The organism is Nocardia sp. KT25-26, assembly GCF_056627695.1.
Genome location: NZ_CM152813.1, coordinates 594,905 through 614,258 on the forward strand (window position 1 = coordinate 594,905; position 19,354 = coordinate 614,258).

Sequence of the window (19,354 nt, forward strand, 5' to 3'; positions counted from 1 at the left end):
CTCGTCCCCGAGGGCGGGACCACCCAAACCACACATCAGATGAGAGCCCGATCCAGTCTGTCCGGTCGGGCTTTTTGCGTACTCGGACCAGGAAAGGACCTGAAACTCTCATGCGCGGTAAGGAAATCATCGGATCGGTCGACTTCGGCGCCACTGAAGGCGTGGCCCCGGACCTCCGGGTCGGTGTCGTCGCCGTCCTTCGGTGGGGAACCGGGACCGGCGATCAGGGAGTGTGCCCGTGAACGCCGACGATTATCTGAACGATGATCGGGAGCGGGCGGAGTGGTTCTACAGTGTGGATTTCACTCCGGAGCCGCCTCGTCCGCGGCGGGTGTATGACCTCTGGAATCAGACAGGGGCTACGTCTGCGTTGATTCTGGAGCGGTATTGGCGGATTCTGGACACGTTGCCGCCGTGGGAGCACGACGCGGCCGTCGAGGAGCTGCTCGCGTCCGATCCGAATTGGTTCGCGTCGATGCAGGAAGTCGATGACGATCTGGTCCCGGTCGCCGCTCCGATCAATCTCCGACAGGAGTTGCCGCCGTCGGAGCTTCCGGGTACCGAGCCTGTCGATGAGGACGAAGCGCAGCTTCGGCCCGAGGAAATCGAGAACCGGAATCGCGAAGCCTGGCTGGGCGACGACGAGGAGGAATCGGCCGACACTGCTCCTGCTGCACCCGAACCGGGCGCCGGGGCAGGTGAGCCTGTTGTACCGGTAGATGATTCGACGCCCGGTGCAGACGTGCCCGGCTCCTCCCCGAACCCGCCGCAGACGTCTCCGTCGCCTGCCGATCCGGAACCACACCCGGTGGAGGGGTGGACGCCGCCCGCCCTGGCCGGCGCGAAGGTCGACACTGTCGTCGTTCCCGGCACGGCCGGTCAGTCCTTGGACACCACGATCACCGGCCTCGATGGTTCGGTGACTCAGGTTCGTTCGGTGGCCGACGGTCAAGGCGGCGCAACGATCTGGATGACCGACGCGCAAGGTCGTCATTCGGTGACGTATGTGTCCGCGCCGGACGAGAACGGCGTGCAGCAGACCCAGACCTTCCATGCGGAGGCCGCGGTCACCGACGCCGGAATCGTCGGCACAACGGTCGGTGACGGCGACACCTGGGTCAACCAGGGAGATGTCGGCAACGGCCCCGGAGAGATTTCGATCGTCCAGAAACAGGACGACGACCACACCTACTACCGGACCGAACTGCTCGGCGACGGTTCCGAACAGACAACTGCGTGGCGACCGGGATCGCTGGAGTTCCAGACCCCGTGGGTGGTCGGTGAACGCCGCCCCGACGGCAGCTTCTGGCTCAACCGGAGCGATGGGTCGTCGGTCGGCGTCCGACCCGACGGATCCGGCTGGTACTACCATCCGGACGGACTCGTCCTCGACCTCGCAGCCGACGGCACCGCGACGTTCACCGACGGTGACGACATCACCGGCACATCGGGAATCGACGATTCGGGACGGCCATTCTCCGAAATCCGGGACAAACGCGCCAACCAGGTGGTGACCCGTCTCGTCCAGAACGCCGGGACCGAGGAAGAGTGGACCGAGGTCGTCGTCAGTGGCCTCGACGGCACCGCCGAGGCCCACTATCGCGAACTCGCCGATGGCACTCTCGAACTGCTGTGGCGCAACGCACCCGGCTACCGAACCGACATCCGGTCCTACGATTTCGACCCCGGCCGGCTCGTCGACGATGCGCATACCCTGCGACGCCGGCCGGACGGCAGCACGATCGTCGAGGAGAACGGTGTGGCACTCGGTGTCCTCACCGAAGCTCCCGACGGAACGATCCGGTTCACCCCCACCCAGGCCTACCGCGACCAGCACCCCGCACACAGTGCCCCGAACACCGCGCTGGGCGTGCAATACATCGAGTGGGCGCCGGGCGAGGAACCGAAAACCTACATCGACTACGACGGTCCCGGTGACGCGTTCCGGCCCATCGTGCACAACACCCAATACGGTGATGTGCCCGGCCTGCCGTGGATCGGCTCCGGTGTCGGTCCCCTGGGACAAGGTTCAGGGGGATTCGCCGACAAATTCGGCACCTCGCTGATCGACTTCTACGACTCCACCCTGCCCCTGATCGGTCAAGGCGGGTCGAAGAACACCGGCACCCGGCAGGCCTGGACCGATCTGGCCAAAAACGTCGGGAAAACCGCTGAAGTCCTCGCACTGACCGGCGCCGCAGGCAGCGCAGGGTTCCGGCTCGCCGACAGCGGCGCAGTCCCCGGCCTCGCCGCAGGCGAAGCCACCAGCATCATGACCGGCATCGCCGACAGCTTCGGCTACAGCGACTTCAAAGAAGGCAACATCACCGGCGGCCTCGGCACCCTACTCGGCGGACTCGCCGGCGGCGCCGCAGCCGGCGTCGGAGCCTCAGCCGTCATCCGACCGTTCACCCGGCCTCGTCCGGCCACCACAGGTGACACGAACCGCGGTAACAACTCGGAAGTCGAAACCGAAACGACGGCCGAAGTCCGTACCGAGGTCGAAGATGCTCTCAGCAACACCGATGACCGTCCGGATACACCCGACAGAGGTTCGGGCGGCACCGGTGGTGTGGGCCCGTCGTCGGGCAATAATGGCCGCGGCGAGGCATCTGACAGAAACGATGGCGACACACCCAGCCCAGGGCGGCCACCGAATCCACGTGAGGGCGTGTACACCGGCAATACGCTGCGTGACCGGCCTTCGGAAGAGCCGGCAGCCCTACGGGAACGGGGGATATCCCAGGAAGAATTCGATGTGCTGAAGGTGACGGAAACGAACTCCATGACCGAAGCCCAAGCCCGGCTGGTGATCGAGATCCGGAAGGCACTCGAAATCCAGGAAGGTCAAATCATCACCAAAGTCATCCACAAAGACATCAAAGAACTCTACCTGAACAACGCAACCAAAGACGCAAAGGGTGAACCATTCAACCCGACCCAGTTCGGAGGGTCGATCGCTCGTGGCACCGACACCGCCGACCTGACCACCCCCGCCGCCCTGCGAGACGGTCTCGCTCTCGACGACGGCGGTGCAGACTGGACCCCGATCGCTGAAGGAGCGCAAAACGCCTTTCAACTTCGACTCAAGGCACCAAAGAATTTCAAGGCTGCACCATCATTCGGCGGTGTCAGCGATCGGGCAGTCGCTGATTGGATCGGAAGACTGGCGGGCCAGAAGGGCAAACCGTGGGATCCGCCATTCATAGGAACAGGGTATACTGCGGGAGGTGTTCCAGAATGGTTGGCTAATCGCACAGATATCGTAGAGCGTGTTGAAATATGGCGAGTCTCCGAACGAGGAACGGAACAGATGATCGGATACTTCGACGATCGGTCTGGGAAATGGGTGAGATTGTGATTGTTGGTGGCAGATGGAGGCCGGGCCGCGCAGCCGTCTACAAAGGGGAAGAATACCTCTGGAATGAGAACGATTCTGCTGAGCCTTGCATCATACTGAATCCAAGTGTAGGGCAGCCTTCGCCTGAAGGGTTGCCGCTGTGGGATACCTATGACGGAGGTGGGAAGAGGTTTTTGGTAAATCCTCTCGAGTTGGATGCGTGGCATCGATGGCGGTGGGTATTCAATTGGCGGGGTGAGCCTTTCGATTCGGATGGCGAGACGGAGGACGGCATGATTCGAGGTGTCTACCTGGGGGATAGTCAAGAATGGGCGGAAAACAACGATCTGAATAGGGTGGAGCAGTACGTTTATGTAGGTACCTTCCCTCTTGACGAGATTACCGACCTGAAGAAGGAGTACGACGATATACTTTCGTGGTGGAAGGAGCGCCATGGTAAGTAACGTGCGGCCCGGCTGCACTGATACCCACGGGAGAGATCTGTGATCGACTCATATGAAGAAGCGGTGGATGTCGCACGGGCCGAACTGGCTCCAGAGTGGAGTTGTGGCACACTCTGCATCGATGATCGTAATATTATTGAAAGTGACGAATATTTCGTTGTCATTGTCGGCGCCAAGGAATTCCTAGTAGACCAGGATATGTCATACTCTATTGTCGGTGGAGTGCCAGTGGTATATAAATCCTCTGGTGAAGTTGGTTCAATACCTTCGGTTGAACTGGCTTGCTCGAATGACATCAGAATCGGAGTCAACAACAGATCGACCTTCATTGATACATGGGGTGACGTTCCTCGGGGTTAGCCTGACGCCCTCGGTGTCGCGTGAGTGAGCCTATGGCCCCCTCTGTTGTGGGCTTTCGCCGACGATCGGCAGAATACTGCCGGTTCAGACTGAAAGGTCTGTCTTGGCGCGCAGTTGGCCTGTGAATCGGCAGCATTCTGCCGCTATGCTGGGTATCGACCAGTCGACCTGGCCGGATCCACAGGTTTCGGCAGCATCTTGCCGATCGAGGAGGTTGGGTATATGGATCCAGTCCGCCGGATCGGCGAGTAGATCCGGACTGCGCGTCGCGGCTACATGCTGACCCAGGAGCAGCTTGCCGAGCTGGCCGGGACGTCCACCCGCACGGTCCGGGATATCGAGCACGGCACCGGGTCGACCGGTGTCGGCACAGTTGCCGAAGTCGCCGACGTTCTCGGTTTGACCCTGCAGGTCAGCGGATGACAGACCTCGCCGATCTGCGACTCACCAGAGCTGCCGATGTCTACAAGGCCGGTCGCCTTGCTGTCACCCTGAGTAGGTCTGAATCCGGGATGATCGAGTTCCGATACCGACCGGACTACCTGGCTGCCTCGGGGCGGCCGGTTGCGACGACTCTGCCGCTCTCGGCCGAGGTGGTGCGCACCGGCGGTGGCAGTCTGCCCGCGTACTTCGCCGGCCTGCTTCCCGAGGGGCATCGGCTGTCGGTGCTGCGTCGGGCAGTCAAGACCAGCCTGGATGACGAGTTCACGCTGCTCTTGGCGGCAGTGCGAGGGTTGGCTGCCGTGGCTCACGCACCTCGTGTGGCTGTGCGGAACCTGTACCTGCAGTTTTTGTTCGCATGGCTGACCGGTAACGGGGACTTGCACGCCAAGAATCTCGGCCTCCTGGCCGACTCCGCGGGACGATGGTCGGTCGCCCCGGTCTATGACATCCCGAGCACGCTTCCGTATGACGACGACTCGATGGCACTGCCGATCGCCGGCCGAACCAGACGGTTGAAGGCGCGTGATTGGGCAGCCTTCGCTGCGGAGCTGGACCTTCCGGAGCGGGTCGCAGCGTCCGCCCGCGCCCGGGCGCTCCGGGCCGCGCGGGCAGTGGATTACGCGCGGATTCCGATCACAGGATCTCCTACGCACCGCATGGAATGTGAGCTGCGATTCCGTAGGGCCGAGCTCGAGAAGCTGTAGTCGGCATCGGCTCGCCGACCCGCCGAGGTTGCATCTTCGTCGTAGGGGTCGTGCCGGTCTCGATGGGGGCCTCGAGGGCTTACGTGCTAGTCGGATTCGGGTGTTCATCGCGTGCTGTTGCCGCGGATCGGATGGCTGTCTACCTGCGGTTTCGATGAAAAATAGTGTGGCCGTTGACATCCCGAATGCCATGGTGCAGAATGGGTCGTGTTGGGACGTTGCATGCCCAGATGCCGATTTCGGCGGGATCGTTCCTACTTCGATCTTCATCCAGAGGGCGTCCCGCGCCGACGGCACCTCGGACACCGTGCACTGCTTCTCGTTCAGCAGTCCTGCCAATCCCGGCAGCATCCCTGATCCGAGACTCATCGAGTCGCACGAGACGTCGGTGACGGAACATGCGTTCGGAAAGAGCGCACCCCCTACTACTACCTGCTGCGGCCAGTAGGCCCCGGCCCTTTCGAAGACTTCATGCGGTCGGCCCCCGGAGAACTCTCGATACAGAATGCGGGTTGAGAGCCCACCGCATGCCCGCCCCTTTGTCCCGGTAGTCTGCGCGCCCTTCTCCCGCAGCTCGTCTGCGGTAGCAGACACCGGTGCTGCGCGACACCGGACCCAGGGGCGTACCGGTCCCGCCCTCGGGCCCTCCCTCACTCGTCCCGAGGGCGGGACCACCCAAACCACACACATCAGATGAGAGCCCGATCCGGTCCGTCCGGTCGGGCTCTTCGCGTACTCGGACCAGGAAGGACCTGAAACACTCATGCCCGGTAAGGAAATCATCGGATCGGTCGACTTCGGCGCCACGGAAGACGCATCCCGCGAATACGTGAAAACCGAGGCAGGCCAGCTGGTCACCCCCGAGTTCCTCGCCCTGATCCAGCAAACCCTCACCGGGAAACTCGCCCCGCCGGAGGACGGCGACGACACCGACCCGGAGGTTCGCGCCCTGGCCGAAGAGCTGTCGGTGATCCACCTGCCCGAATGGCACAGCCCCGTCGGCCGCAAGCTCGCCGACCCCACCGTGACATCGATCAAGCAGGCCACCCGAGTTGCCGAGTACCTGGTCCAGCGCGGTGTCCGGGTCCACCCGGACCTCGAGTCGATCCGCTGGGTCCCGACCCCGGGTGGGCCGCCCGGGGCCTTCGACACCGGCATGCACGTCACCCGCGACGAACACGGCGAATGGCCGGCGCCCGACCCCGAAGCGTTCTACGACCTCGACGACATCGACGTCCGCCAGACCGAGGACGGCCGGTGGAGCGCAACCCACCCGCGGGGCTTGGCTTTCGAGGCCGCGACCCGCACCGAGGCCTACGCCGGAATCGTCGAACAGTTGCGGGTTCGGATCGACGCGGCGCGGCGCGGCGAAACTGCCGACGGCGAGGATCGAGGCTGCCCGTGAACGTCACGTTCGGTCGGCCACCACGGATTGGTCGAGAGATGAGTAGCGTGGGGCGAGTACGAATCGGTGCAGTGTGTATGGCGCTGCTGCTGGTCATCGCCGGAATCGTGTCGCTGCAGAAAACACCGGAAGCCTACGCCCAGCCCTCCCAATTCTCGTCCGCCGACATCGGATTCGCCGAGGGCTCGGGTACGGACATCGCCGCACGGCTCCCGGCAATACAGTCCGCCGCCGCACCGAAGGCACCGATCCTGCGGATAGATCTGGATTGGTGGTACGTCGAACCCACCGCGGGCGCACCGCTCCGATGGGACCGCCTGGACCCGGTGGTCGACGAGGCCGCCGCCCGCGGCATGCGGGTCCTGCTGGTGCTGGCTTACGCACCGCCGTGGGCGAACGGTGGGCACAGCGACGACAAGTGGTTTCCGGTCCACGATCAGGACTGGACGTCGATCATCGATCGCACTGTTGCCCATTTCGGCAGCAAGGTGCAGGCGTACGAGGTGTGGAACGAACCGAACTTCGTGAACTTCGGAAACTACGACACCGACCGCATGGCGAGATACTGGGAACTGGTCCGGCTCGCATACCCGCGGGTGAAGGCGGGTTGTGCCACATGTGTCGTGCTCGCCGGCGGTTCGGGTGCCGGCACCGTGCAGGGCTCGGCGAACCCGAATGCTCCCTCGGTGTGGCTGGATTGGGCGTACACCAACGGCTACGGGGACGACTTCGACGCGGTTGCGCATCACCCGTATCCGGCGTGGAGCGCCGGGAAGGGCCCGGCGGACCCGGAGTGCACCAACCGCTGGTGGAATATGTTCGGCCCGCCCGACGAGGACCCGGCCTGCGGTGAGCTGGCATTGGTGCATTCGGTGATGGTCGAGCACGGGGACACAGACAAACTGATCTGGGGCACCGAGTTCGGCTACCCGACGGCCGGCGTGAGTGCCTTGCCGAACGTTGCGACGATCCGCGACTATCTGGTGCAAGGCGTGCATATGTGGCGGTCACTGCCGTACACGGGACCGTTGATCATCTACTCGTACCGCGATCGCTGTAACGCACCGGACGATCCGGAATGCCACTTCGGCCTGGTCACCACTGCGATGGCCGACAAGGAACCGATCACAGCCGACGTCCTGGCCGCCCTGCGCGACGAACCGCCGCCGGAGCGTTTGGAATCGGGAGCCACCCTGGTGCAGGGGTCCGCACTGCGATCCCGGAACGGCCGGTACGAACTCTGGTTGCAGGACGACGGCAACCTCGTGCTGTATCGGAAGAACGGCGAGGTGCTGTGGTCGACGCAGACCACGGACGGGCACACGCTGATCAACCAGCCGGACGGCAACCTCGTGCTGTACCGCGCCGACGGAACCGCCGTGTGGTCGACCGGCACCTGGTATGCGGGTGCTTCGACGCTCGTCCTCCAGGACGACGGCAACCTCGTCCTCCGTCGCAACGGCGGAAACCTGGTGTTCTGGTCGACCGGAACTGCCCAGGGGTGATCTATCGACTATCGAAACAGGAAAGTAGGCGCGGAATCATGCGCGAACGAATCGACTTCCCCGACGCGGAACAAACCGTCATCGACTTTCTGGCCGCTGAGCTGACGGCTGTCTCCGATACCGCCCAGGTGGTGTCGGCGGTCCCGGACCCGGCTCCGGACCGCATGGTCCGGGTGACCCGCAACGACCGCAGACCTCGGCTGGATGCGAAGGACCAGGATCAGCGCCGCGGCGCCAACCTGATCCTCGACTACCCCCGTATCGTTCTCGAATGCACCGATGCCGCCGGCGATGCGGCGAACCTCGCCGCGCTGGTGCGCTCGCTCCTCCTGTCCGCCGCGCCCGGCTATCTGGGCGATGTGTGGTGTGACGGTGTCGAGGATGCCGGCATGGAGAACGACACCGACCCGGTGACCGCCGCCCCACGGTATGTGCTGGTCATCGACATGATCGTGCGAGGCACTGTTCTCGCCTGACTCCGGCTACGGAGTCGACAACTGAATATCCATCCCAAGGGCCTGCGCAAAACCCAAGGGAGAAAAAGGAAATGGCTCTGCCTTCCAGCAATTTCATCGGCGCTGCCACCCCGAACCTGGAGGTTTCGGGTGGTGTTCTGGTCGCGCCGCTCAACAGCGCTCTGCCGACCTCCACCGCCGAGGCCGTCGACCCGGCGTTCAAGGCGCTCGGCTATGTCTCCGAGGACGGCATCGAGTCGCTCGGTGAACGCCAGGTCCAGTCGGTCAAGGACTGGAACGCCGATATCGTCGCCCAGCTGCAGACCGAGCACTCGGTCCGCTTCGGTCTCACCCTGTATGCGGTGTGGGACGAGGACGTGCTGAGCGAGGTCTTCGGTGACGGCAACGTCACCCCGACCCCGGCAACCGCGTCCGAGGGCAAGCTGCTCACCGTCGAGGAGACCGGTTCGGTCCTGCCGCGGCGTTCGTGGATCTTCGACATGAAGACCGAAGAGAAGAAGCTCCGGATCGTGCTGCCGAACGCCAAGATCTCCTCGGTCACCGAGCGCAAGTTCGTGTCCAACGAGCTGGCCGGCTTCACCATCAACATCGAGGCCTTCAAGAACGACGCCGGTATCAAGGCGTACCGCTACTACAACGACGGCCTCACCATCTGATCCCGCGGGCTGATCGCCCGCGTTCCCGGCAACACGGTTGCCCGAAATACCCCCAGCGGCGGCAGGTTTCCAACCTATGCGCAGGCCCGCCTGCCGCCGCTGGGCCCTTCGGGCCGCCGTGGCCATCACCACGAAGAACCAACGAAAGGGTTTGCGTACCATGACTTCTCCGAAAGCACCGATCAACCTGACCGAGCCGATCAAGGTGAAGGACGACTTCGTCCACCGTGTGAACGGCATCGAGATCCAGCTGCCCTCGCTGTCCTATCTGAAGCCCGGCATGGTGCGGCATCTGCGCAACCGCGGCGACGTCGACGCGATGTACACGCTGCTGGAACTCACCCTGGCACCCGAGGTGCTGGCGGTGGTCGACGATATGGATCCGGACGAGTTCCACGACATGCTGGACGCCTGGCGGGCCCACTCGGGGTTGCGCCTGGGGGAATCCTGAGCCTCGACGGTCTCCTGCAGGAGTACCCCGAGGCCATCGGACACGACCTGATCCGTTACGGGCTGCGGCTACGGCATCTGGGCACCGAGGCCCTGAGCTGGGTCGATCTGCGTGACGTGCTGCGGTACCTCCCACCGGATGCCGCGTTGCATACCGAACTCAATCCGGACGCGCGCAAGTGGGGAAACGCGGAGTTGCTGCTCGCGGAAACAGTGGATCAGTTGCGGCTGCTGGTGTGGTCGAAGACCAAGGATGCCCGGTACGGCCGTGGCCGCCCGGATCGGATCAAGCGCCCCGGTGTGAGTGCCGGGGGAGAACGCGTCGGTACCGCGACGGGTGTGAACCAGATGAACGAGTTCCTCGGCTGGACCGAGTAGTTCGGTGCACCCCCGGAGCGGTCTGACCGGAAAGTGGATGTGAATTGTGAACAAGAAACACATGCCGGTGGTGACCCTGCCGGATGTTCTTGCGATGACGACCAATGGTCAACCTGCTCCGGGGATGCAGGTCCGGCTGCCGAGCGGGGCGGTGTGGTCCGGTGGTGCCCACGCCGGCACCTCGACCCTCGACCTGCCGGACGATCCCATCGAAGTCCCCGACGGCACCGGTTCGGTGCCGGAGTCGGGTGGCCTGGTGGGCAGCGTGCTGGGAGCCTTCGAAGCGGCTCTCGACCTGCTGCCCGGCACCTTCACCGATAGGGTGTTCGACCAGGCGCTGGAACTGCTGGCGGGGGTGAACGACCCGGCCCCGGAGACCCGGGTCGTGCGGATCAACTCCAAGAGCACGCTGTTCCGCCCGGGCGGAACAGGTTCGGACTCGGTGGAGACCGTCGTCGACGGCGACGGCTGGTCTTTCCTTCCGGGCGCGGCCGATACGGGTGGGGGCCGAGTGTTCGGCCCCGGCGGCCCGACCGACGACAGCATCGTCGCCCGGCTCTCCGACGGTGAGTACGTCGTCAATGCGGCGGCGACCGCCGATTCGCTGCCGCTGCTGGAAGCCATCAACAACGGTTGGGTGCCGTCACCGGAGTTCGTGGCGGGCATGCTGCCGGGGTTCGCCTCCGGTGGCCTGGTCGGCCGCAGCGACGCCATGATCGACCCGCAGCGCTGGCAGGACCTGCTCGGTCCGGGACTGTTCGCCGATGTCGCCGGCAATATCGCCGGTGCCGCGGTGAGCGCCGCCGGGCAGGTCGGCTCGGCGCTGGGTTCGGCACTGGCGCCGGTCTTCGGCGCAGAGGGTCTGCTGGGCGGTGCCCGCCGCACCAACGACCCCCTGCTGTCCGGCGGCGACATGCCGACCGGCCCCCTCGGCGCGGAGATGAAGATCCAGCCGGAGGGGCTCGTCGGGGCTCTGGGCGGGATCCCGGGCGCGTCGTCACAGGCGGCATCGGGCTCCCGTAGCTCCACCGGGATGAGCGAGCTGTCCGACGCGCTCAGCAATGGCCTGGTATCGGCAGCTACCGAGGCCGGTGGCCGGGTCGGTGAAAGGCTGGGGTCGGCTATTGCGCCGGCGCTCGGACCGGCCGGGCAACTCGCCCCGGAGATCGGTAAGGAGCTGGGCCGGCTCATCGGATCCCGGTTCAGTGGTGGGTTCACTGCGTCGATGACGTTGAGCAGCACCGAGACGCCGGAGGTCGGGCAGGCCGGTTCCGGGCAGCCGGGCGATTTCAGTGTCGGCGAAAGCGGTGGAGCCCGATCGAAGCCGGGCGCCGGCACACCGACTCGTATGGGGCTGAGCGTCCCCAGCGGGCCCGGTGTCGGGACCCCGGCGACCGGTTACGGACCGGCCGGGCAGGTTCCGCCCGGCGTCCAGTACCTGATCATCGGCGACGGCGCCGGAAACGAACAGATGCTGCTGCTCGGTGGCGGGCCGGAAGCGCCGGGAGCCGAGGGACCGTCGGCCGCGCCGACGCTCGGCAACCCGCAGGCACAGACGTTGGAACTGGCCTACCGGAACGTCGGCTACGCGGATGGCGACGCTGTCGACCGCGGAGCCGTGGTCGGTACCGAGCTTGCCCGTGGTCTGTTCGGAAGGAATCCGGCCGCACTCGACGTCGGCAGCACCCTCGGCGGCATCATCGGCGCCGCGGGCGGGCCGATGGTGGCCGACGCGCTCGCACCCGGTAGTCCATTGCTCGGGGCGCTCGGGATCGACCCGGAAGCGGAGTACTTCATCCCGGATCTGCCGAAACCCGAGGCCTACGAGGGCTACTCGCCGGAGAAGGCGGTCCTCGCCGGGGTGCAGGGTTTCCTGTCCGGCAGTGCCAGTGGTGGTCTGGTCAAAGGGATCACCGGCGCCGCCAAGGGAGTGCTCACTGAGGGCGGCAGCCAGGTCGGTACCGCGATCGGTACCGCGATCGGGGGCATCCTGGGCGGTCCGCTCGCCCCCGTCGCAGCAGCCGTCGGCGGTGCCCTCGGTTCGGTAGTCGGCGGCGCCATCGGTGACGTCGTCAGCGCCCCGCTCGAATTCGCGGCGGAAACCGCGAAAGAGGTGATCGGCACCGGCTTCGGCCTCACCGATCTCGCCGAAGGCCCGGGCGCGCACACCGCCCGCGGCGACCATTTCAACTTCAACGGTATGGACCCGAAGAGTGCCGCCATCTCGGTGGAACGGGTCCGCCGGCGCCGCGTATTGGCGCAGCAACGCGGAGGAGGCCTCGGCCGATGAGCCACAAGCTTTTGCAGAACCGGGACACCAAGATCGTCGTCTGGGACGTCAACGGCCGGGTCTGGCATCTCGCGGGCGCCAACGCCGGCCGCGAGGGTGTCCGGCTCTCCGCACAGACCGGCTATATGTTCGCCCCGGTACAGCTGCTGGTCACCGAAGGTGCCCGGCAGGACGGCGCCACGTTCACCCGCTCCGTGCGGTGGAAGAAGGAATGGGACTTCCTGGTCCTCATCGCAGGTGCCTCGAACAACCCGCGGATCGACCCGGTCCGCGACTTCCACGCCGTCCACGACGCCTGGTTCCGGGGCTGGTCCACCGACAAGCCCGTGACTGTCGGATACTTCACCGCCCACCAGGGCTGGCGGTTCCAGCAGATGCAGCTCGGCGCCGCGCCGGAACCGTTCGGCGAGGTGGACCCGGCCCGGAACGCGTTCACGGCGTACCAGATGTCCGCTGTCGGAATGGACCCGCTACAGCGCCATTTCGACGAGACGTCGGTGTGGATCAACTCGTCGGGTGCCGGTGAGGGCATCGTCCGGATCCGCAACGCGGCGGACCAGCCGGCATGGCCGCGGTACACGATGAACGGGCCCGGCCGCTGGTCGATTCTGGACCCGGTGGACGGTGACCTGACCCGAATGGTGCAGACCCCGTGGCTCGAGGCCGGTGAAACCCTGCGGATCGATACGCATCCGCGGCACCGGACGGCACGAAAGCTGGTCGGTGGCGAGGAGTCCGACGAAAACGTCTGGGGCCAGCTCGCCGGCCGCCGCTGGCTCGCCTCGATGCCCGCTTGGAGCTCGACGGAAGTCGTGGTGAAGGTCGACGGTGGCGATACGGGTTCGAGCCTGGTGGCGACGGTGTCGCCCCGGTCCTCACGACCGTTCTGACCCGTTTCGAACAACTGAATCCGGCCGGTTGCCCGGTCGATGACAAGCACTGAGCGGAAGTCCCGGTCCGGTAGGGCCGGGACTTCCGCTTTGCGCTGGTCGGGAGTGTGAAAAGTGAATGACGAGTATTGGGAGGGTGTCCGGGAGCGGGCGGAGTGGTTCTACAGTGTGGATTTCACTCCGGAGTCCCCTCGTCCGCGGCAGGTGTACGACCTCTGGAATCAGACGGAGGCGTCGTCTGCGTTGATTCTGGAGCGGTATTGGCGGATTCTCGACACGTTGCCGCCGTGGGAGCACGATGCGGCCGTCGAGGAGTTGCTGGCGTCCGATCCGAATTGGTTCGCGTCGGTGCGGGATCTCGATGACCACGAGGTGCCGGTTGCTGATCCGATTCATGGTGGGGCGGGACCGTCGTGGGAACGCGATCGTGGCGACGACGTGAACGACGATTCGGTGGCGCCACCGAATGCCGCTCCACCTCCGCCTCCTGCTCCGTCCGTGCCGGACCAGGAGTCCGACGAACCGCCCGGCATCAACTACGGGGGGCACAACTATGCAGGCGGTGCGCCGCCACCGGCAGAACCCGAGGAGACCCTCGAGGAAACGCCGGCTACTCCGTCGGGCCGGCCGGAGAAAGGTTCCGGCGTCGTGGGTGCCGATACGCCTGTCGGCGGTCCCGCCGCAGGTTCGCCAGAGGCGTCCGACCAGGCGCCGACTCCCCCGTCGGAGACACCATCCCAGCCAGGCGTCACCGACGGAGGTAATGCAGGAGACCCTGGTGAGCCGGATGTGTCCTGGATCGATCTACCGGACACATCCGGCCACGATGTGGGTGACGTGTGGGAGGGGACCTACGCAGGTCGACACGCAACGATGTCGATACCGGAAGGAAATGGCACCAACACAGTCGACATCGTCTTCGACAACGGAGACCGGTGGCGAGTAGCGAGCGACGGCAACGGTGGTGTCCAGCGCTGGCACGATGACGCCGACGGGAAGTCATCGTACTTGTCCAAGATAAGCGCCGAAGCCCAGGTGTATATCGAGAGTTTCGACCATGCATCGACCTCTGGACCGCCGACAAGCGTGTCGGGTGGCAATTCAGATCTGAGTGAAACCTACACGCCGGTGTACGACGCCGATGGGAATTACCTCGGGTTGAACGTTGGTGTCGCGAATGACAAGGGGTTGTGGGACAACCAGTACGAAGATGTATACGGGAATATCGACTACAGCCGGACTGTGGAATCTGACAATGGCGGCTATGCCGCGGTCGATTCGGGAAAGATCGATTACACCGGAAATGGCTATCTGATCGACGAGGGAAACGTTCGTTGGGATGTCTACCCGGACGAGAATGATAATCCGGTTTTGCGCCGATTCAACGCCGTGACAGATGGCTAAGAGTTCAAGTATCAAAAGGGCGAGAACTTCGTCCACGAGGTTCGCAATGGGCGTGGACAGGTTGTCGATATGACCGAAGTCGGACCGGATGGTCTCCCCGTTCTGCATCTTTTTCGTAGTGAAGAACTCTTCGTCACCGGCAAGACCGATGCCGACGGCGAATTTCGATACTCGTTCCGCAACGAATCGGACGGCCGTCGTGGCGAACTGCAGTTCCTCCCGGATGGTGGAACCCGGTTGAAGTACAACGGGTACCTCGTCGAAGAATTCGACAGCACGGGAGCGCTGATCGACAGCTACAACAGGCGCGGTGGCCGCCCTATCGACCAGTATGTCAAGGAGGAAATCGCCAGAGGTGTGCTCTCGGCTGGAAAGGGCGCCGTCGAGGGTATCGGGGCAATCACCGGTGTCAACGATGTGATCAACGACCTCAACAAGTCTCGCGGATCCGACTGGCGTTTGACTACGCAGGACGAAGCAATCGAAGGCATGGCCGATGGTGTCTCGGAAATGGTGTCCACCAACTTCCGGTCCCTCACAACCCTCGGATACTCCACCGGTGCTGCTCTCGCCGGCAAACAGTCTTGGAGCGAAGCCTGGCGCGATATCCGCCGAGATTTCGGGGCCAACTGGAACGCCAACTCCAAATTCTGGCTCGGTGCGGATTGGGAAGGAGTCACCTATGACAATTTCTTCCATACCCTCGGGCAAGCCGGATTCGGCGCCGCCGCGCTACTCGTGCCCATCAAGGGGACGCCCGCGCTGGGTGGTAGAGCAACGGCCGCAGCCGGCCACGCGCCGTGGGGTGGTCCCGGTGTCCGGCCTGGTACGCCGAGTCGGCACATCCGTGATGAGTCGCAGGCTGCGCGTACACCGAAGCTCCCACTGATTCGGGAACAGCTGAAGAAACGGACAGAGAAGTTCGACGAATGGGCAGATCAGACGATCCAGAAGGCCGACGGGCTTCTGTACCAGGGAATCGAATTCCTGGTTGGCCGTCAATTGGAAGTGGCAGGGTGGCCGCGCAACGGTTCCTTCGATGGATCCGCTGCTGTATTTGCAAGCGCCAACCGCAAGGGAACGTCCGGAAATGGGTCAGGGGGAACTCCTCCGCCGGCAAGACAGCAGCCCGCACTCCCTCCTGGCAGAACGTCGAAACCGGTCAAGAAAATCCGAAACATTAGGGACCCGCGCACGAGGTGGAGGTTGGCAGAAGTCAATACGAGGGAGCGGTATGCGGCGGGGACTGAAAGGCCGTACGCAGTTCCCAGAAACAATAACGCAAACTTTCCAGTACCGAGAGATACGGTGCGAAAGGTCGACGCGCCGGTGGATCTTGGAGACGGGCGGACCATCGCTATTGAAGTAAAAATGTATCAACGCTACCGTCGGGTAGAAGTATCACCAGGGAAGTGGGAAACAGTAGAGCTAAGTGTTCCCCTAAGTGGCAAAATCCAGCTTCAGATCGCGAAGGATGTGGCACTTAGGAATGCCATTCCCGGCTACCTGCCCTTGTGGGAATTTTTGTGGGCGGGACCGAGTCGCCAGCTGATTGAGGAACTCGCCAGGGCTGGGATACCATACGTATGGCACCTGTGATAAGGAGGACGAATGTCAGATTCGAGCGCTAGGCTGGAACAGTGGGAGAGTCAGAGGAGGGCCTTCTTGTCCGAGGTTTGTTCGTCTTTGGAATTCGGGCAGGTTGATCTGGATCGCGAGCCGCTGTCAATCCTGGCGATGTTGGATGAGTTTCTCGACGGGCAGGATTATGATGATCTGGACGAAGATGACTGGATCTGGCTCCACACTTTCCTTGCAGCGTATTTGTCCCAAGTATTCATTGTGTGCTTTCGGGCTAGGTGGGATGTTGCGGTCGACGAACGGGGGGATAACTATCTTCTAGTTGTGGAAGGGTTGGATGGTGTGATGCGGTCCATATCGCCAATGGATGTTGTCTATGAGGATTTCGTTTCGAGCATTCCACCTGATATGGCACGAATACTTGCTTCTGCGGAGGAAAAGGCTGGTGTTACTCCAGTAGTAGATTTGTAGCCGATTACACCTCCCGCTCTAGCGGGGCTGCAAGACAAGGGGGCAGGCGCCGAAATCGAGCAACGCAGCTTCACGATCTCCGATCCTGTTTGGGAACTCCCCACCTGGGAGCACTACCGGAAAATATAGTCGTTATGGTGTGTCACCAGCGTCTGTAACCAGTTGGTTGGTGTGACTCAACCCGACAGTTCTGACGTGGATGCACTGAGCCTTTTTCAGGCTGCCATCTGAAAGCGGTTGGGGTACTGGAGGTTCAGCGGCAGGGCACCGTCGTCGCCTCCTCGACGTAGCGCCACGCCGTCGTAGTCGAGATACCGAACCCGACCCCGAGTTCGGTGATCGGTTCACCTTTGCGCAGGTAGACCAGCACAAGCATCGCTTGTTGGCCCGGGTCCAGCGCTCGCCAGCGTGAACCGATCTCGCGGCGGTGGCGGCGGATCACGCCGGCAACGAAGTGCAGGGTCGAAGATGACAGCGGCAGCGCGGCAGGGTAGAACAGCAAGTGAAGCCTCTGGTGGACGAGTGGATGTGGTAATCAGCTCTCTTACCAGGGGCTTCGCCAGTTCGCATCCCGGCGACAGGGCAATCACGCTGCGGTGCAACATGGTTCAGCGCCAGGATGGAATGGGGTCACGCTCCGTGTATTCGACGTATAGCAGAAAGGGTTTTGTGTATATTTCACGGCACAACTTGCCGCTCGATCATATCCGTAGCGAGATTGAAATAGACTCGAAAGCTATCGAGAATTGGCTGGGACTCGACGTAATCCAGACCTGGCAACTCTATCACTTCTCGGCAAGTTGTCGTAAATTCTTGCATAGGCTTCTGGCGGTGGATCCGAGCGGCGTTCACGAGCGAACGCTGCGGGCGGCCCAGCTGGCACTCGACGCCAATATGGCGATGATTCGCGTTGCGGACAGAGGGTTCGGTACACCCGCAGTGATTTATGTTCGCGGCCAGGCGGTCGAGATCGCCGGACCGTTGGGTGATCTGAAAGTCCCATTGGATACCTTCTTCGATGCTCTTTGGTTGGCGGTAATATGTGATGACCGAGAAACGTTGTCATACCTGTCAAACTTGCCACAGGACATGTTCAGAGACGCGCGTCCTCAGTTTGATGAGTTCATGTACTCCTGGATGGAGGTTATGCAGCTAGTCATTGGCGGAAATACATCGGACGGCACCTGGGGAATGAAGCTTATGGATGCGATCAGGAAATCTGAGCTGAGTTTCGTATCCAACGCTTCTGCAGATCTTGTAGACCTTGTGCTCGTGCCGCCAGTGCTGGTATTCCATAAGATGGCAACGGGAAGTTCCGGTGCAGAGTTCACCGAGCGTCTGTGTAAGGCGCTGGAATGGCATAAGGAGTACTGGTCGTCACCCGAAAGGCGTATGGATCCGATTGGTTGGGCTTCCCTCTCACTTTCTGGGCTTGTGAAGATTGCCAGCGACTGGGGGTATTCGATTGAAGTAGAGTCGGAATATATTCCGTCGAGGTTCATCTCGACGATGTAGTAGGTCTTCGTGTTCGGTTACGTGGTACTTGGGGGCACACAGTCGTGTAAAATATTTCTCTCGGCCGTACCGTGGACCCGTTTATCGAATCGGTTCAGGACTGCCCGGGGGTGTTCGATATATAGCCGAAAGGGTTGCGGTGTATATTTCACGGCACGGATTGTCGGTTGACCACCTGCGCGAGGACCTAGAAGTTGATTCTAAGGCGATTGACAAGTGGTTGTCGACGCCTGTGCTGCAGACACGTCAGCTTTACCATTTTTCGCTGAACTATACCGATTTCCTTTGCCGGCTCCTTGTAGTGGATCCCTCGGGAGTCGACGAGCGGACGGTACGAGCGGCACGAGGAACCCTTGATGTGCATTTGGCGATGATCCGAGTAGCGGAGCAAGGCTTGGGCACTTCTCCGGTCGTCTATATTGATCGCAGGCCTTTCAATGTTGAAGGCCCTGCGAGTGAGACCGTAGTTTCCGCTGGAACGTTCTTCAACGCACTGTGGTTGGCAGTTATTTGTGAGGATCGAGACGCACTTGCATATTTGGGTGGACTGCCCACAGATATTTTCAGAGAACCGAGACCGCAGTCCGATGAGTTTATGTACTCCTGGATGCAGGTGATGCAGCTATTTGTAAGTGGTAACACATCTGATGATGTATGGGTTCACAAGTTTATGGATGTATTCAGGCAGTCTGAGCTGTCTGAAGTATCCATTGCCCCTCCGGGCCTTGTGGATTTCGTGCTGGTGCCACCCATATTGGTGTTTCATAAAATGGCAACGGCCAGCTCTGTTGACGAATTCACTACGGCGCTTCGAAAGGCTCTCGAAAGGCATAAGGAATACTGGTCTGCCGAGGAGTGGTATAACGATCCGGCTGGCTGGGTTTCGTTTCCACTTACTGGACTCGTGAAGATCGCGCGCGATTGGGGGTATCCAGTCGATGTGCAGTCGGAGTACATACCCGATGGATTTGTATCGAGGTTCCAGTAGGAGTATTATTGCAAGTTCGTAGCCGGCTGGGTA

At 62.6% G+C, this 19,354-nt stretch carries 18 protein-coding genes and 1 pseudogene; 18 read left to right on the forward strand and 1 reads right to left on the reverse strand.

The window, feature by feature from the left end; genetic code table 11:
- Positions 1 to 238: 238 nt before the first annotated feature.
- The 16 genes from AC1HFH_RS02805 (at position 239) to AC1HFH_RS02880 (ending at position 16,818) form a co-directional block, all read left to right on the forward strand.
- On the forward strand, positions 239 to 3,361 hold the full coding sequence (locus tag AC1HFH_RS02805; protein ID WP_480245865.1) for a hypothetical protein: 3,123 nt from the start codon (positions 239 to 241) through the stop codon (positions 3,359 to 3,361).
- Entirely contained in the window at positions 3,346 to 3,804 is a 459-nt protein-coding gene (locus tag AC1HFH_RS02810) for a hypothetical protein (protein ID WP_480245866.1), read from the forward strand. The genes AC1HFH_RS02805 and AC1HFH_RS02810 overlap by 16 nt, the downstream gene beginning before the upstream one ends.
- Positions 3,805 to 3,843: 39 nt before the next feature.
- On the forward strand, positions 3,844 to 4,164 hold the full coding sequence (locus tag AC1HFH_RS02815; protein WP_480245867.1) for a hypothetical protein: 321 nt from the start codon (positions 3,844 to 3,846) through the stop codon (positions 4,162 to 4,164).
- Between the two features lie 276 nt (positions 4,165 to 4,440).
- A complete protein-coding gene (locus AC1HFH_RS02820) occupies positions 4,441 to 4,587 on the forward strand; it encodes a helix-turn-helix domain-containing protein (protein WP_480245868.1) in 147 nt (48 codons plus the stop codon).
- Entirely contained in the window at positions 4,584 to 5,312 is a 729-nt protein-coding gene (locus AC1HFH_RS02825) for a HipA domain-containing protein (protein WP_480245869.1), read from the forward strand. Before AC1HFH_RS02820 ends, AC1HFH_RS02825 begins: the two co-directional genes overlap by 4 nt.
- Positions 5,313 to 6,075: 763 nt before the next feature.
- The gene (locus AC1HFH_RS02830; RefSeq protein WP_480245870.1) at positions 6,076 to 6,717 is read left to right on the forward strand and encodes a hypothetical protein; all 642 of its coding nucleotides are present in this window, start codon (positions 6,076 to 6,078) and stop codon (positions 6,715 to 6,717) included.
- A 38-nt stretch (positions 6,718 to 6,755) separates the two neighbouring features.
- Positions 6,756 to 8,222 carry a hypothetical protein gene (locus AC1HFH_RS02835; protein ID WP_480245871.1) on the forward strand — a complete coding sequence of 489 codons (1,467 nt, stop codon included), beginning with the start codon at positions 6,756 to 6,758 and terminating at the stop codon, positions 8,220 to 8,222.
- Positions 8,223 to 8,260: 38 nt separating this feature from the next.
- Positions 8,261 to 8,698 (forward strand): hypothetical protein, encoded by a 438-nt coding sequence (locus AC1HFH_RS02840; RefSeq protein WP_480245872.1) that lies wholly within the window; start codon positions 8,261 to 8,263, stop codon positions 8,696 to 8,698.
- Positions 8,699 to 8,769: 71 nt separating this feature from the next.
- A complete protein-coding gene (locus AC1HFH_RS02845; protein ID WP_480245873.1) occupies positions 8,770 to 9,354 on the forward strand; it encodes a phage tail tube protein in 585 nt (194 codons plus the stop codon).
- 160 nt (positions 9,355 to 9,514) lie between these two features.
- Positions 9,515 to 9,805, forward strand: a complete 291-nt coding sequence (locus AC1HFH_RS02850) for a hypothetical protein (RefSeq protein ID WP_480245874.1) — start codon at positions 9,515 to 9,517, stop codon at positions 9,803 to 9,805.
- 146 nt (positions 9,806 to 9,951) lie between these two features.
- The gene (locus tag AC1HFH_RS02855) at positions 9,952 to 10,182 is read left to right on the forward strand and encodes a DUF5361 domain-containing protein (RefSeq protein ID WP_480245875.1); all 231 of its coding nucleotides are present in this window, start codon (positions 9,952 to 9,954) and stop codon (positions 10,180 to 10,182) included.
- A gap of 94 nt (positions 10,183 to 10,276) precedes the next feature.
- Positions 10,277 to 12,472: a hypothetical protein gene (locus AC1HFH_RS02860; protein ID WP_480245876.1), complete on the forward strand. Its 2,196-nt coding sequence runs from the start codon at positions 10,277 to 10,279 to the stop codon at positions 12,470 to 12,472.
- Positions 12,469 to 13,362, forward strand: a complete 894-nt coding sequence (locus tag AC1HFH_RS02865; protein WP_480245877.1) for a phage tail protein — start codon at positions 12,469 to 12,471, stop codon at positions 13,360 to 13,362. Before AC1HFH_RS02860 ends, AC1HFH_RS02865 begins: the two co-directional genes overlap by 4 nt.
- A gap of 114 nt (positions 13,363 to 13,476) precedes the next feature.
- Positions 13,477 to 14,766: a hypothetical protein gene (locus tag AC1HFH_RS02870; RefSeq protein WP_480245878.1), complete on the forward strand. Its 1,290-nt coding sequence runs from the start codon at positions 13,477 to 13,479 to the stop codon at positions 14,764 to 14,766.
- Between the two features lie 69 nt (positions 14,767 to 14,835).
- Positions 14,836 to 16,365, forward strand: a complete 1,530-nt coding sequence (locus AC1HFH_RS02875; RefSeq protein WP_480245879.1) for a hypothetical protein — start codon at positions 14,836 to 14,838, stop codon at positions 16,363 to 16,365.
- Between the two features lie 12 nt (positions 16,366 to 16,377).
- The gene (locus AC1HFH_RS02880) at positions 16,378 to 16,818 is read left to right on the forward strand and encodes a hypothetical protein (RefSeq protein WP_480245880.1); all 441 of its coding nucleotides are present in this window, start codon (positions 16,378 to 16,380) and stop codon (positions 16,816 to 16,818) included.
- Between the two features lie 277 nt (positions 16,819 to 17,095).
- Here AC1HFH_RS02880 and AC1HFH_RS02885 read toward each other — a convergent pair.
- Positions 17,096 to 17,320: pseudogene (locus AC1HFH_RS02885) on the reverse strand (helix-turn-helix domain-containing protein); the annotation flags it as partial.
- Between the two features lie 20 nt (positions 17,321 to 17,340).
- Here AC1HFH_RS02885 and AC1HFH_RS02890 point away from each other — a divergent pair.
- Both AC1HFH_RS02890 and AC1HFH_RS02895 read left to right on the forward strand, forming a co-directional pair.
- The gene (locus tag AC1HFH_RS02890) at positions 17,341 to 18,333 is read left to right on the forward strand and encodes an immunity 49 family protein (protein WP_480245881.1); all 993 of its coding nucleotides are present in this window, start codon (positions 17,341 to 17,343) and stop codon (positions 18,331 to 18,333) included.
- A 139-nt stretch (positions 18,334 to 18,472) separates the two neighbouring features.
- A complete protein-coding gene (locus AC1HFH_RS02895; RefSeq protein WP_480245882.1) occupies positions 18,473 to 19,321 on the forward strand; it encodes an immunity 49 family protein in 849 nt (282 codons plus the stop codon).
- Positions 19,322 to 19,354 lie beyond the last annotated feature (33 nt).

Coding starts and splice junctions, on each gene's coding strand:
- AC1HFH_RS02810 (WP_480245866.1), top strand. CDS start 3,346: ATGGGTGAGATTGTGATTGTTGGTGGCAGATGGAGGCCGGGCCGCGCA.
- AC1HFH_RS02820 (WP_480245868.1), top strand. CDS start 4,441: ATGCTGACCCAGGAGCAGCTTGCCGAGCTGGCCGGGACGTCCACCCGC.
- AC1HFH_RS02825 (WP_480245869.1), top strand. CDS start 4,584: ATGACAGACCTCGCCGATCTGCGACTCACCAGAGCTGCCGATGTCTAC.
- AC1HFH_RS02830 (WP_480245870.1), top strand. CDS start 6,076: ATGCCCGGTAAGGAAATCATCGGATCGGTCGACTTCGGCGCCACGGAA.
- AC1HFH_RS02835 (WP_480245871.1), top strand. CDS start 6,756: ATGAGTAGCGTGGGGCGAGTACGAATCGGTGCAGTGTGTATGGCGCTG.
- AC1HFH_RS02840 (WP_480245872.1), top strand. CDS start 8,261: ATGCGCGAACGAATCGACTTCCCCGACGCGGAACAAACCGTCATCGAC.
- AC1HFH_RS02845 (WP_480245873.1), top strand. CDS start 8,770: ATGGCTCTGCCTTCCAGCAATTTCATCGGCGCTGCCACCCCGAACCTG.
- AC1HFH_RS02850 (WP_480245874.1), top strand. CDS start 9,515: ATGACTTCTCCGAAAGCACCGATCAACCTGACCGAGCCGATCAAGGTG.
- AC1HFH_RS02860 (WP_480245876.1), top strand. CDS start 10,277: ATGACGACCAATGGTCAACCTGCTCCGGGGATGCAGGTCCGGCTGCCG.
- AC1HFH_RS02865 (WP_480245877.1), top strand. CDS start 12,469: ATGAGCCACAAGCTTTTGCAGAACCGGGACACCAAGATCGTCGTCTGG.
- AC1HFH_RS02875 (WP_480245879.1), top strand. CDS start 14,836: ATGACCGAAGTCGGACCGGATGGTCTCCCCGTTCTGCATCTTTTTCGT.
- AC1HFH_RS02880 (WP_480245880.1), top strand. CDS start 16,378: ATGTCAGATTCGAGCGCTAGGCTGGAACAGTGGGAGAGTCAGAGGAGG.